This is a genomic window from Roseobacter cerffii (genome assembly GCF_054226325.1).
In genome coordinates this window covers 38,021-51,102 of sequence record NZ_CM135757.1, presented here as the reverse complement: position 1 = coordinate 51,102, position 13,082 = coordinate 38,021, and the positions used below count along the sequence as shown (strand labels likewise).

16 protein-coding genes are annotated in these 13,082 nt (G+C 60.0%); 7 read left to right on the top strand and 9 right to left on the bottom strand.

Features of this window, described 5'->3' with window-relative positions; translation table 11 throughout:
- Positions 1-11: 11 nt before the first annotated feature.
- Positions 12-1,307, bottom strand: coding sequence for a transcription termination factor Rho (rho, locus tag ACVC7O_RS00250; RefSeq protein WP_458326131.1), 1,296 nt, complete (start codon positions 1,305-1,307; stop codon positions 12-14).
- A 135-nt stretch (positions 1,308-1,442) separates the two neighbouring features.
- Positions 1,443-1,892 (bottom strand): protoporphyrinogen oxidase HemJ, encoded by a 450-nt coding sequence (gene hemJ / locus ACVC7O_RS00245; RefSeq protein WP_458324104.1) that lies wholly within the window; start codon positions 1,890-1,892, stop codon positions 1,443-1,445.
- A 404-nt stretch (positions 1,893-2,296) separates the two neighbouring features.
- Here hemJ and ACVC7O_RS00240 point away from each other — a divergent pair, with 404 nt between their 5' ends.
- The 4 genes from ACVC7O_RS00240 to dnaQ are packed head-to-tail and all read left to right on the top strand — an operon-like array spanning position 2,297 to position 5,010.
- Complete coding sequence (locus tag ACVC7O_RS00240; RefSeq protein ID WP_458324103.1) at positions 2,297-2,896, top strand: Maf family protein; 600 nt, start codon at positions 2,297-2,299, stop codon at positions 2,894-2,896.
- Complete coding sequence (locus tag ACVC7O_RS00235) at positions 2,893-3,741, top strand: shikimate dehydrogenase (RefSeq protein WP_458324102.1); 849 nt, start codon at positions 2,893-2,895, stop codon at positions 3,739-3,741. Before ACVC7O_RS00240 ends, ACVC7O_RS00235 begins: the two co-directional genes overlap by 4 nt.
- Positions 3,738-4,331, top strand: a complete 594-nt coding sequence (coaE, locus tag ACVC7O_RS00230; protein ID WP_458326130.1) for a dephospho-CoA kinase — start codon at positions 3,738-3,740, stop codon at positions 4,329-4,331. Before ACVC7O_RS00235 ends, coaE begins: the two co-directional genes overlap by 4 nt.
- On the top strand, positions 4,324-5,010 hold the full coding sequence (gene dnaQ / locus ACVC7O_RS00225; RefSeq protein ID WP_458324101.1) for a DNA polymerase III subunit epsilon: 687 nt from the start codon (positions 4,324-4,326) through the stop codon (positions 5,008-5,010). The genes coaE and dnaQ overlap by 8 nt, the downstream gene beginning before the upstream one ends.
- 3 nt (positions 5,011-5,013) lie before the next feature.
- On the opposite strand, the gene secB is transcribed toward dnaQ, so the two are convergent.
- Together secB and ACVC7O_RS00215 are read right to left on the bottom strand one after the other, a co-directional pair.
- A complete protein-coding gene (gene secB / locus ACVC7O_RS00220) occupies positions 5,014-5,493 on the bottom strand; it encodes a protein-export chaperone SecB (RefSeq protein ID WP_458324100.1) in 480 nt (159 codons plus the stop codon).
- 59 nt (positions 5,494-5,552) lie between these two features.
- On the bottom strand, positions 5,553-6,029 hold the full coding sequence (locus tag ACVC7O_RS00215) for an FxsA family protein (protein ID WP_458324099.1): 477 nt from the start codon (positions 6,027-6,029) through the stop codon (positions 5,553-5,555).
- Positions 6,030-6,134: 105 nt separating this feature from the next.
- Here ACVC7O_RS00215 and ACVC7O_RS00210 point away from each other — a divergent pair, with 105 nt between their 5' ends.
- From ACVC7O_RS00210 to ACVC7O_RS00200, 3 genes are read left to right on the top strand one after another with little or no spacing between them, the layout of a single operon-like run.
- Positions 6,135-6,794 (top strand): Tim44/TimA family putative adaptor protein, encoded by a 660-nt coding sequence (locus ACVC7O_RS00210; protein WP_458324098.1) that lies wholly within the window; start codon positions 6,135-6,137, stop codon positions 6,792-6,794.
- On the top strand, positions 6,791-7,828 hold the full coding sequence (gene mltA / locus ACVC7O_RS00205; RefSeq protein WP_458324097.1) for a murein transglycosylase A: 1,038 nt from the start codon (positions 6,791-6,793) through the stop codon (positions 7,826-7,828). The genes ACVC7O_RS00210 and mltA overlap by 4 nt, the downstream gene beginning before the upstream one ends.
- Positions 7,825-8,418: a Smr/MutS family protein gene (locus tag ACVC7O_RS00200; protein WP_458324096.1), complete on the top strand. Its 594-nt coding sequence runs from the start codon at positions 7,825-7,827 to the stop codon at positions 8,416-8,418. The genes mltA and ACVC7O_RS00200 overlap by 4 nt, the downstream gene beginning before the upstream one ends.
- Here ACVC7O_RS00200 and ACVC7O_RS00195 read toward each other — a convergent pair.
- The 5 genes from ACVC7O_RS00195 to trxA all read right to left on the bottom strand — a co-directional run bounded on the left by ACVC7O_RS00195 (position 8,402) and on the right by trxA (position 13,060).
- Complete coding sequence (locus ACVC7O_RS00195; RefSeq protein ID WP_458324095.1) at positions 8,402-9,628, bottom strand: MFS transporter; 1,227 nt, start codon at positions 9,626-9,628, stop codon at positions 8,402-8,404. The two genes, ACVC7O_RS00200 and ACVC7O_RS00195, sit on opposite strands and share 17 nt — an antisense overlap.
- A 38-nt stretch (positions 9,629-9,666) precedes the next feature.
- Complete coding sequence (gene hslU, locus ACVC7O_RS00190) at positions 9,667-10,971, bottom strand: ATP-dependent protease ATPase subunit HslU (RefSeq protein WP_458324094.1); 1,305 nt, start codon at positions 10,969-10,971, stop codon at positions 9,667-9,669.
- Positions 10,972-10,974: 3 nt separating this feature from the next.
- Positions 10,975-12,051: a hypothetical protein gene (locus tag ACVC7O_RS00185; RefSeq protein ID WP_458324093.1), complete on the bottom strand. Its 1,077-nt coding sequence runs from the start codon at positions 12,049-12,051 to the stop codon at positions 10,975-10,977.
- Complete coding sequence (gene hslV / locus ACVC7O_RS00180) at positions 12,048-12,605, bottom strand: ATP-dependent protease subunit HslV (protein WP_458324092.1); 558 nt, start codon at positions 12,603-12,605, stop codon at positions 12,048-12,050. The genes ACVC7O_RS00185 and hslV overlap by 4 nt, the downstream gene beginning before the upstream one ends.
- Positions 12,606-12,739: 134 nt before the next feature.
- Positions 12,740-13,060, bottom strand: coding sequence for a thioredoxin (trxA, locus tag ACVC7O_RS00175; RefSeq protein WP_458324091.1), 321 nt, complete (start codon positions 13,058-13,060; stop codon positions 12,740-12,742).
- Positions 13,061-13,082: the final 22 nt, after the last annotated feature.

Here is a 13,082-nt window from a genome sequence, read left to right as displayed (position 1 = left end):
AAAACAATAAGTTATGTATTCATGGAATCGAAGAAATCCGAGTTGGTCTTGGTCTGTTTGAGCTTGGAAATCAGGAACTCAATGGCATCCGTTGTCCCCATCGGGTTGAGGATGCGCCGCAGCACGAATGTCTTCTGCAGATCAATCTTATCGACAAGCAGGTCTTCTTTCCGCGTGCCGGACTTCAGGATATCCATCGCCGGGAACACGCGCTTATCCGCAATCTTCCGGTCGAGCACGATTTCCGAGTTGCCTGTGCCTTTGAATTCTTCGAAGATCACCTCGTCCATCCGGCTGCCGGTATCGATCAACGCCGTCGCGATAATAGTGAGCGATCCACCTTCTTCGATGTTCCGTGCGGCACCGAAGAAGCGCTTGGGTCGCTGCAGAGCATTTGCATCCACACCGCCGGTCAGGACCTTCCCGGACGACGGTACAACCGTGTTGAAGGCCCGCCCCAGACGGGTGATCGAGTCGAGCAGGATGACCACATCGCGTTTGTGCTCAACCAGGCGCTTGGCTTTCTCGATCACCATGTCCGAAACAGCCACGTGCCGCGTTGCGGGCTCGTCAAACGTCGAAGACACCACTTCGCCTTTGACCGAGCGCTGCATGTCCGTCACCTCTTCCGGCCGTTCGTCAATCAGCAAGACGATCAGATAGCATTCCGGGTGGTTGCGCTCGATGGAGTTGGCGATGTTTTGCAGCAAAACCGTCTTGCCGGTCCGCGGCGGCGCCACGATCAAGGACCTTTGACCTTTTCCGATCGGCGCAACGAGGTCGATGATCCGGGACGACCGATCTTTCACGGTCGGATCATCCGTTTCCATCGTCAGGCGTTCATCTGGGTAAAGCGGCGTGAGGTTTTCAAAGGCCACCTTGTGACGGGCCTTCTCCGGATCCTCGAAGTTGATCTGTGTAACGTCGAGCAGGCCAAAGTACCGCTCGTTGTCATCCGGCGCCTTGATCACGCCTTCGATGGTATCACCGGTGCGCAGCGAATATTTGCGGATCATTTCTGGTGAGACGTAGATGTCGTCGGGGCCCGGCAGGTAGTTCGCTTCGGGCGAACGCAGGAATCCGAACCCGTCTTGCAGAACCTCAAGCACGCCGTCGCCGGAGATTTCCCAGCCCTCATCCGCGCGTTCGCGCAGGATCTGGAACATCATCTCGCCCTTGCGCATGGTCGATGCGTTTTCGATTTCCAGATCTTCTGCCATCGACAGAAGGTCCTTGGGGCTCTTCCGTTTCAGATCCGCGAGATTCAAGGTCTCAAGCGTTTCCGGAGCGGCTTGTGTGTCGGTCATGTCTGTCATGGAAATACCCGTGATCAGCCGCGGGTTGGTCCCGGCTGTCTTGCAAATGGTGATGTCAGGTCTGCGCCATTCCCGGACGGGACGGTGAAGGGTACATAGGCGCAGGCCTGTTGCGAGTCAATTGATTCAGAAGCGTACGACGACGGAGAGGACAATCAGCACCATGAGCAGCGTCGGTACCTCGTTCATCATCCGGTAGTGTCGGCCTGATCTTTCGTTGGAGCTAGCCACGAAATCCTTGCGGCGCAGCCCAAGCCAATGGTGAAACCAGGTCATCGCCAAAACACCAGCCGCCTTGGTCCAAGGCCAGATCTCGGCCCAGCTGACAATGCCAGGAGTGAAAACCAGGCAAAGACCAAAAACCCAGGTCGCGATCATCGCAGGGTTCATGATCACCCGTAGCAGTTTTAGCTCCATCGTCTGGAACAGCGCATGCGTTTCGCCGCTTTGTCCAACCTGTTCAGCGTGATAGACAAACAGGCGTGGCAGGTAGAACAACCCTGCCATCCATGCAATCACGGACATGATGTGCAATGCCTTGATCCAGGGATATGCGACAACAAGCAGGTCTGACATGCAAAGGCTCCGATCCGTCGGCCTCTCTTATTCATTAATAAAGAAAGAGAAAAGGATGATGATTTGGTAGGGATCGCCATATCTGTGGATTAGCGGATTGTGCCATGGGTTATCCGCTTGGGGAAAAACGGTCCGCAGGCCGCGGACATCTCATTTCTCTTATATATGTCCTTTTAAAAACAATAAGTTATATAAAGTCATGTTAGATTTCAGGCGGGATAACCCTGTGCGTAACCCGTCCTCGGATGCCTTATGCACATCGTCCACGTTATCCTTCTCCGCAGAGGGGCAGTTCTTGCGGTGCCGAGAGTTGCTCACCGGATTTCTTTCCCTTGCGCGATCCGGCCAATTTCCCCAGAAGAACATATTAAGAATTCCTTAACCCTGTGCACAGGCTTACACACATGGCCCAGCCGCTCATCCTGGCATCTTCGTCAGATATTCGTGCCCAGCTTCTGCGTCAGGCAGCGGTTACCTTCACGGTTGAGCCCGCGCGGGTCGATGAAGATATGGTCCGCGAGTCGATGCTGGCCGAGCATGCCCCGCCCCGCGATATTGCCGATGCGCTGGCCGAGTTGAAGGCGCGAAAGGTCAGCGAAAAGCACCCCGGGTCGCTTGTGCTCGGCTGTGATCAGGTGCTTGATCACGGTGGCACGCTGCTCTCAAAACCAGGCTCGCCCGAAGAGGCTGAGGCCCAGCTCAAAACCCTGCGGAACGACCGGCACATGTTGCTGTCCGCCGCGGTGATCTATGAGGGTGGCCAACCCATCTGGCGGCATGTGGGCCAAGTGCGCTTGCGGATGCGCGATGCGTCTGACAGCTACATCGCCGGGTATGTCGCGCGAAACTGGGACAGCATTCAACATGCCGTTGGTGCCTACAAGCTGGAAGAAGAAGGTGTGCGGCTGTTCACCCGCATCGAAGGCGACTATTTCAATGTCTTAGGTCTGCCGCTGCTCGAGCTTTTGGCCTATCTGACCTTGCGCGGGGATTTGGAACAATGAGCGATACGTCAGCGTCCCCAGCAAAGATCCCCTTGGCAGGGGTAATTGGATCGCCAATTTCGCATTCGAAGTCGCCACTGGTGCATCGGCATTGGCTGAACACCTACGGCGTGCGTGGCTTCTATGTTCCCATGGACGTGAACGCCCGGGACCTGCGCGATGTTCTGATGACTTTGCCCAAGGCTGGTTTTGTCGGGGTGAACATCACAATCCCGCATAAAGAGGCTGTGCTGGAGATCGCCGATCTGATCACGGATCGCGCGACCCTGATCGGGGCCGCCAACACCTTGATATTCCGCAGTGATGGCAAGATCCACGCTGACAATACGGATGGGTATGGTTTTATCGAAAACCTCAAGGCCGGGGCGCCAAACTGGTCCCCGCAAAGCGGGCCTGCCGCTCTTCTGGGTGCTGGTGGTGCAGCACGTGCCGTCATCGCGTCACTTCTCGAAGCGGGCGTGCCCGAAATCATGGTCGCGAACCGGACGCGTGTACGTGCCGAAAAACTGCAAGCGGATTTTGGCAATCGGATCACCGTGGTCGATTGGGTGCAGGCCGGAAACATGATGGAAGACGCGAGCCTTGTGGTGAACACCTCCTCTCTTGGTATGGTCGGAAAACCAGAGATGCGTGTACCTCTGGACGGGCTGCCAAAAACAGCTGTCGTCACTGATTTGGTTTACACACCACTGAAGACCCGGCTTTTGCAGGTGGCTGAAGACCGAGGCTGTGTGACGGTGGATGGTCTGGGCATGTTGCTGCACCAGGCCGTCCCCGGTTTTGAGCGTTGGTTCGGGCCGCGGCCAGAGGTGGATGACACAACCCGCGCCGTGGTGCTGCGCTGATGTTTCGATTGGGGCTGACCGGCTCGATTGGCATGGGGAAGTCCACAACCGCGCAGATGTTTGTCGACGAAGGCTGCGTGCTCTGGGATGCCGATGCGGCCGTGCATCGGCTCTATGCAAAAGACGGCAAGGCTGTCGCGCCGCTGGGATCTGTGTTTCCGGATGCGGTGAGTGATGACGCCATTTCACGAGATGCGCTGCGCGAGATCATCGCGCGTGATCCGTCCGCGTTGAAGACCATCGAAGGCATCGTGCATCCCCTGGTCGTCCAGGATCGCAAGGATTTCATTGCGCAAACACAAGCCACAGTCGCTGTCTTCGACATTCCCCTTCTTTTTGAAACCGGTGGTGAGGCCGACATGGATGCGGTGGTCTGTGTGTCCATACCGCCCGAGGTTCAGGAACACCGCGTTCTCGAACGCGGTACCATGACCCGCCAGGATTTCGAAAAAATCCGCGCCAACCAAATGCCCAATGCGGAGAAATGCGCGCGTGCCGATTACGTCATCATCACCGATACGGTTGAACATGCCCGCGCGCAGGTTCAGGATGTCTTGAAGCAGATCAGGGAGCGGCTGCGCCATGCGTGAGATTGTGCTGGACACCGAAACAACGGGCTTCGACCCCGAGACCGGCGACCGGATCGTCGAGATCGGTGCGGTTGAGCTCATGGGCCACGTGGCAACCGGCAAGACCTATCACGAATACGTCAACCCCGAACGCAGCATGCCCGAGGAAGCCTTTCAGGTGCACGGGCTGGGCGATGACTTCCTGCGGGACAAACCCAAGTTCGCCGAGATCGGTCGGGGGTTTCTGGATTTCATTGGCGATGCGAAACTTGTCATCCACAATGCGGCGTTCGACATCAAGTTTCTGAACGCGGAACTGAAGTGGATGGGTCTGCCGCAAATCCCCTGGGAGCAGGCGATCGATACGCTGGAGATTGCACGGAAACGGTTCCCGGGTTCGCCTGCGTCTTTGGACGCGCTTTGCCGCCGGTTCAGCATCGATAACTCTGCAAGAACCCTGCACGGCGCCTTGCTGGATAGTGAAATCCTCGCCGAGGTGTATCTTGAGCTCATCGGCGGGCGCCAGCCGGATTTTGGACTGTCGACCGCCACACAGTCCAATGCAGGCGGGACGGGCGACGACTGGGTGCCGCGCCCGCGGCCGACGCCGCTCAAATCTCGATTGTCTGAAAAAGAAGCCGCCGCCCATGCCGAGTTTGTGGCCACGCTGGGCGACGGTGCTTTGTGGCACAGAGCCTGACGGTCACGCGTCGGCTTTTGGCGCCTCTTCCGCCTGACGGCGTGCGATTTCATTGCGATAGAGCGCCAGGAAATCGATGTTTTCAAGGTTCAGAGGCGGGAAGCCACCGTCCCGGGTTACGTCGCTGACCACGCGGCGCAGGAACGGGAAGATCATCCGCGGGCATTCAATCAGCAGGAAGGGATGCAACTGGTCTTCCGGCACGTTTTCGATCTGGAAGATGCCGGCATAGTCGATCTCGAGCACGAACAGCGTTGCATCGCCGTCCTTGCCTTTCGAAGTCACATTCAGCTTGATCGCGGTTTCATACTGGCCTTCGGCGCTGCGTTTCTTCGCATCCAGGTTGACCTGCACCTGAACGTCCGGCGTCACATCGGCGGGCGCGCCCTTTTGCGCCATGATGTTTTCGAATGACATATCTCGAATGAACTGGCCAAGGACCCGCATCTGCGGCCCTTGTTGTTGTGCTTCGGCTTCAGCCATGGGGGTCTCCTACCGTGAAAATCAAATCGGGCGAGCCTTACCAGCTTGCTCGGAGGGTCTCAATGGTCGGTCCACTTGGAGGGGCGCTTGATCTGGTCACGCTCGGGCGGCACCTCCGAGTAATCCCCGTCGATGATGTCGTCGCCCGGATAGGGTCGCCGCGGTTGAGGCCCGCTTTGGAAAGTTTGGACATTCACGCGGGCGCGGATCGCCTTGAAGACCGAGACCCGGACGGCCGGGATCAGCAGAAGAAATCCGACGGCATCCGTAAAAAACCCAGGCGTCAGCAAAAGCGCCCCGGAAAATAGGATCATCGCGCCGTGCACCAGCGGTTCGGTCGGATCGCGCATGTCGGAAAAGGAGGATTTCAGCTGGCTCATCGCCAACAGGCCCTGATTGCGCACCAACCACGTGCCTGCAATCGCGGTCAGAACGACCGTGACAAGGGTCCACCCCAGCCCGATTGCGCCGCCAATCTGGATGAACAACGTGATTTCAATCAGTGGGACTGCCAGAAATGCGATAAATAGCCACATTTTGAAGCTTCCTTTCCGGGACCGCAGAGTGGACTTGCGCAGGCCCGCCACCTACATAAGGGAGATAAACGCCCGTTTCCATGATTGACCCGCCATGAGGTACCTATGAATTCGCCCCTGATACAGCTTCTGGTGCTTGCTGGCATCGCTGTTTTCTTGATTCTGCGCCTGAAGAACGTGCTGGGGACACGGGACGGGTTCGAACAGCCGCCCTTGCCCAAACCGCAGGCGCGCAGCCGCTCTGGCCCTGAGTTCGAGGTGATCGAAGGCGGGCCGGATCTCGATATCGTTGATCACGTGGAAGAAGACAGCGACGCGGCCAAGGCGCTGGCCTCGATGAAGCGTATCGAGCCATCGTTCAGTGTCACTGATTTCCTTGGTGGGGCCCGCAGCGCATATGAGATGATCGTCATGGGCTATGAAAAGGGCGAGTTGTCCGAGATCCAGCCGTTCCTTGCCGAGGATATTTACGAATCCTTTGTCGACGGTATCGCGGCCCGCGAAGATCAGGGCCTCACTGTGGAATCAAATTTCATCGGCGTACGCGAGCTGAAGCTGATGGACGCAACCTTCAACGATGACACGCAGGAAGCGGAGCTGACCATTCGGTTCGTGGCCGAGCTGACCTCGGTTGTGCGCAATGCGGAAGGCGAGGTTATCGATGGCAGCGCCAAGGAGATCAAACGCCAGAAAGACACCTGGTCGTTTGCCCGGACCATGGGATCGGACGATCCGAATTGGCTGCTTGTTTCCACAGACGCATGACACCAGCCGTCGCGGCGGTGCTTTTGGCTGGGCTGTTGGGCATGTCGGGGCCTGCTGACAGCGAGACGCAGATCGAGGTGCTGTCGTTCAAAGACCTCGACGGCTGGGCCGACGATGATCACGCCGCCGCTTTCGAGACCTTTCGCAACACCTGCCAGGACATGGATGACCCCGACTGGCGCGCAATGTGCGCCTATGCGACGTCGGATCCGGATCCGAAATCCTTCTTCGAGCTGTTCTTCCGCCCCGTTCTGATCGAAGACGGCACCCCTGGGCTCTTCACCGGGTACTTCGAGCCCGAGCTTAACGGTGCGCGCCAGCGCTCGCCCCGCTATCGCTATCCGCTCTACGCCATGCCGCCTGAGGCCAAGCAGACCGACCTATGGTATTCCCGCCGCCAGATTCTCGATGGCGGTCTTCTCGAAGGGCGCGGTCTGGAGATCGCCTGGGTCGACGACCCGGTGGAGCTTTTCTTTCTTCAAATTCAAGGCTCTGGCCGGGTGAACCTGCCTGATGGTGGCAAGCTGCGGGTGGGATACGGCGGTGCGAATGGGCATACATATCGCTCCATCGGGGCGGAGCTGGTGCGCCGCGGGACCTATGCCTCCCATCAGGTCAGCGCCGATGTGATCAAGAACTGGGTGCGGCGGAACCCGGTCGCAGGGCGCGAATTGCTGTTCCACAACCCGTCCTACGTGTTTTTCCGCGAGGTCAGCGACGTGCCTGCCGACAAGGGGCCGTTGGGTGCGATGAATCGCTCTGTCACGCCGATGCGAACCATCGCGGTAGACCCGGCCTACACCCCTCTCGGTGCACCGGTCTGGATCGAGAAGGATGGCAAGGACCCGTTGCGCCGGCTGATGATTGCGCAGGACACTGGCTCGGCGATCAAGGGCGCGCAACGGGCGGATGTCTTTTTCGGGACCGGCGATCAGGCTGGACGCGACGCGGGCCAGTTGAAGGATCCGGGGCGGATGGTCGTCCTGCTGCCCATCCAGCGCGCTTACGCGATGGCGCCGGACAGCGCGCTGTGACACGGCGCAAGCTGTCGCCCGAGGAAGAAGCCCTCTGGCGCAAGGTCACGGAACGCACGACAGCGCTCGACTCGCGCGAGACATTTGACCCCACCGCTTTTGCGCCGCAACCAAAGCGGCCCGTCGAAAAACCACAGCCGGATTTCGGCAAGCTGCGCAAAACCTTTCCGTCCAAGCCGGAGCCGCGTAAGACCACTTTCGATCTGATGCCGTCCCTGCCCGACCGCATGCAATCAGCACCCGTTCAGATGGACCAGAAGACTTTTGGCAAGATGAAGCGGGGCAAGCTGACGCCCGAGGCGCGCATCGATCTGCATGGCATGACGCTGGACCGTGCGCACAGCGTTCTGGTGAAGTTCATTTTGTCAGCTCACGGGTCGGGCAAACGCCTCGTGCTGGTGATCACTGGAAAGGGCAAAAACCGCGATGAAGGTGGCCCTATCCCGGTGCGGCACGGCGTGCTGCGCCACCAGGTGCCGCAGTGGTTGTCGACACAACCGCTGCGATCCGTTGTCATGCAAGTCAGCCAGGCGCATATCAGCCACGGTGGCGGTGGCGCCTACTACGTTTATCTCAGGCGGACCCGCTAGGCAGGTCGTGCCGATAGCGCAGGACGCCAAGCGTGGCGAGCGCCGCACCCAGGAGGTAGAAGCCGGCGTAAGGGATCATCTGTTGCGGAAAGTCGATGCCGTAGTCGATCAACGCGCCGCTGATCCCCGGCCCGATGGCGGAGCCAAAGACCATCAGCGCCCCCGCCCCCGCTTTGATCGCACCGAGATGTCGGGTGCCATAGAAGACAGCCCAGAACGCGGTGATCGCCGTGCCGTGCATCCCCTGCCCAACGCCAAAGATCAAAAGCCCGATCCCAGCAGCAAAGATCGTATCCGCTGAACCGAGCACCACGAAGGCTGCCGCGAAGGGCAAGAGCTGAAACGGCATAACCCGCGTGACGCCAAACCGGTCCACCGCCCAGCCGGTCACAAAGGTGAAGGCGATCATCGCGAGCGTAAAGATCGGCATAAGCGAGACGAAGGCCACCAGGCTCCACCCTTTGACCTCCGTGAGGTGCACCTGCTGGAAAAAGAGCGCAGTGCCCCAGGCAGGCGGACCGATCATCAATGGGATGAGCAGGTAAAAGAGCGGGTGGCGCAGCATCTCAACCCGTGTCCAATGCCGCCCTGCCATGCCAAGGCTTGTGCTGTTCTCCGCGAGTGACTGCGGTGTGCGTTCTTGCCGGAGCAGCGCCCGGATCACGGGGATTTTCACGACGACCAGCACTGCGGCAATGATCCACACCGCGCGCCAGTCCATCACGGCCAGAAGGGCGACAAAGATGATCGGCACCACTGCCTGCGCCGCGGCGAAGCCCATCGAGGCGATGGAGATCGCCCGCCCACGCGCTGCGACAAACCAGCGGGACATCGCGATATAGGCAAGTTCCGACATCATCCCCTGCCCGAGCAGCCGCAAGGCATAGATCGTCAGGATCAGCAGAGCCCACCCCTGGCTGACTGTCATCGCGAGGCAGGCGAGCGTCAGAAGCCCCATCACTCCGAGCGACAGGTTGCGCACGCGGAACCGGTCGGTCAGCACACCGGCCCAGATCATCGTCGCCGCTGACAGCGTTGTGCCCAGCGTATAGAGCCCGCCCCATTGCCCGTCGGTCAGGCCAAAGTCCCGCATGATATCACCGGCAAAGAGCGCGATGAAAAACGTCTGCCCGTAGGAGGAGTTGAACGACAACAGAAACCCCGCCAACAGGAACAGCCGGTTGTCGATCAGGAAGCGGAGATAGCCCATCCGCCTGATGTCGCAGGCAAACGGGCGGAAGGAAAGCGCTAAAGCACGTAGCGGCTGAGATCGGTGGATTTCGTCAGCGCGCCGAGGTTTTTCTCGACAAACTCCGCATCTACGACCACGTTCTCGCCCGCCTGGTCCGGCGCATTGAACGACAGTTCCTCGAAGACCCGTTCCATGACCGTGTAAAGCCTGCGCGCGCCGATGTTCTCGACCGATTGGTTCACGTCCGCGGCGATCTTGGCCAGGGCTGCGATGCCTTCGGGCTCAAAACTCACGGTGACCTCTTCGGTGCCCATGAGGGCTGTGTACTGCAGGGTCAGCGCGTTGTCGGTCTCGGTCAGGATGCGCACAAAGTCCTCTTCGGTGAGCGCGCGCAGCTCGACGCGGATCGGCAGGCGACCTTGCAATTCGGGGAGCAGATCCGAGGGCTTGGCGATGTGGAAGGCGCCTGATGCAATGAAGAGCACATGGTCGGTTTTCACCGGCCCATGCTTGGTGCTGACGGTGGTGCCCTCGATCAGTGGCAGCAGGTCACGCTGCACGCCCTCGCGGCTAACATCGCCCCCGCGGGCGTCGGAGCGGGCGCAGACCTTGTCGATTTCATCGAGAAAGACGATCCCGTTCTGCTCCACCGCTTCGATGGCGGCTTTGGTCACCGTTTCATCATCCAGCAGCTTGTCCGCCTCCTCGCCGATCAGCACGTCATAGCTCTCGGCCACTGACAGCCGCTTGCGGGTGGTGCGCCCGCCCATGGCTTTTCCGAAGATATCGCCGAGGTTGAGCATGTTCATGCCCCCCGGCTGACCGGGAATGTCCATCATCGGGAAGGGGTTCGACGTATCCGCCACCTCAAGGTCAATCATCTGGTCATCCAGCTCGCCCGCTTTGAGCTTCTTGCGGAACATCTCGCGGGTGCCTTCGCGCGCATCTTCCCCGGCGATGGCGTCGATCACGCGTTCTTCAGCGGCCCGACGGGCATTGGCTTTCACGTCCTCGCGCATGTGCTCACGGGTCATGACGATGGCGCTGTCCACCAGATCACGGATGATCTGCTCCACATCGCGGCCCACATAACCCACCTCGGTGAACTTGGTCGCCTCAACCTTCAGAAACGGCGCGCGGGCCAGCTTGGCCAGGCGGCGGCTGATCTCGGTCTTGCCGACGCCGGTGGGTCCGATCATCAAGATGTTCTTGGGGTAAACCTCGTCGCGCAGATCATCGGCCAATTGCTTGCGCCGCCAGCGGTTGCGCAGGGCCACGGCGACCGCGCGCTTGGCGTCCTTCTGCCCGATGATGAAACGGTCGAGCTCGGAGACGATCTCGCGGGGGGTCAGGTCGGTCATGGATCAGGCCTTTGTCATATGAGAGGGCGGCAGCCGGTGCAGCGGGACAAACCCCGGCAGCAGCGCCAGAAGGCGCGCGCGGATCTTTTCCCACCGGGCGCCGAGGAAGAGCAGCACAACGCCGAGGAAGAACACGGTGAACACGGCGCCATCCCCTTCAAAGATCGTGGCGGTCAGGATCACTGTGTAGCCGATTGCGGCGATCAGGAAGGACCGGCGGTCAATCACGATGGCGACGAGCGCAAAGAGCGTGAGCACGGCGACGAGCATGGTGTCGGACCAGCTTTCTTCGCGGTCAAGCAGGGTCAGCGCGATGGTGTTCACCAAGGCGGGCGCGGCCACCACATGCAGCCAGAAGCCATTCGCCGCTCGGCGTGTGACACGGTGCGGATCAGACATGTCGAACATCATCGCGACCGCGAAAACCACCAGACCAAGGGCGAGCGTGATCCAGGCGAAGGGGCCGCCGGCGGAGAGCAGGAAGAGCTGTTCGAGAGACTGCGGTGATCCACTGCTGTTCCCGGCAATCAGGATCGCGACGCCGAAGGCCGCGACTGCGATCAGCGCGAGGGCGAAGGGCACCCGGAAGCGCAGCCAGAATCCCAGCAGCGCCAGCGTGGCCAGGCTGAAGGGTAACGGCAGGCTGCTGTTATCCCCTTGCGCAATCATGAAAATCTCGGAGAACGCACCGGCCAAACCGTAGGCCGCGTTCACCGCAAAGAGAACGGCCAGCGCAATCGCGGGCGCCACCATGCGGCGACGGCGAATGAAGTATTCCGACAGTCCCCAGAGCACCGCCACGCCCAAAAGACTCGCATAGATCAGCGTGTCGCGCGTGCGCACTGGATCATCCGCGATCCAGAATGTGACGATCCCGATCCAGCCCATCGCCAGGATGGCCATGCCCACCACGATGAAAATCTCGTTGAAGCCACGAAAGAGCTCAAAGGGTTCGTCCCCGGGCGCAAGGTTTTCGCGTGCCCCGCTGCGACTGTGGGCGAGGCTCATGAGCGCCGCCGCCTGCGCTTCGGTCAGAATACCGGCGCTGACCGAGGCACGAAGATCGTCGCGGTCGATCATGCGGAGATGCTCTCCACCGTCAGGTTACCATTGGTGTAAACGCAGATATCCGCGGCAATCGCCATCGCGTCGCGCGCCACCTCTTCGGCGGAACGGTCCCCGTCCATCATGCCCCGCGCGGCCGCCAGCGCATAGTTCCCACCCGACCCGATGGCGGCCACATTATGCTCGGGCTCCAGCACGTCGCCTGCGCCAGTGATGACCAGAAGGTCTTTGCCATCCGAAACGATCAGCATCGCTTCGAGCTTCTGCAGGTACTTGTCGGTCCGCCAGTCCTTGGCTAGCTCGACACTGGCGCGCGCCAATTGCCCTGGCGTTGCTTCCAGCTTGGCCTCGAGCCGCTCCAGCAGGGTGAAGGCATCGGCAGTCGATCCGGCAAAACCGGCGACCACATCGAAGCCGCCGGGGCTCAGGCGGCGCACCTTGCGCGCGGTGCCCTTGATCACCGTTTGACCCAGCGACACCTGTCCGTCACCCGCAATCACCACCTCACCGGCTTTCTTCACTCCGATGATCGTGGTCCCGTGCCAACCGGGAAACTCGTCCTGCGCCATATGGGCCTCCTTTGTCGTGCTGCTCTATATGGCGCGGCGCTTCAAAGCCTACAAGGGCCGGTGTTGGCCCGGTCCGCTGAACGACAAAGGGCGCCCGAAACAGGCGTCCTTCGGTTTTCGATGTCAGGAAAAGATCAGATCGAATCTTCGATCCAGCTTTGCAGGGCGGCCTTCGGTTTGGCGCCCGCCATGTTCGACACGACCTGACCGTCCTTAAAGATGAAGAGCGCCGGAATACCGCGCACGCCCATCTGTGCGGGTGAATTCGGGTTCTCATCGACGTTGACCTTCACGATCTTCACCTTGCCGTCCATCTCGGCCGAAAGCTCTTCGAGAGAGGGGCCGATCTGCTTACAGGGGCCACACCATTCTGCCCAAAAATCGACCACCACTGGGATGTCCGAATTCTTGACTTCTGAATCGAATGTTTCATCGGTTACAGCAAGGGTGGCCATTGTGCTCTCCTGACAGGCTATG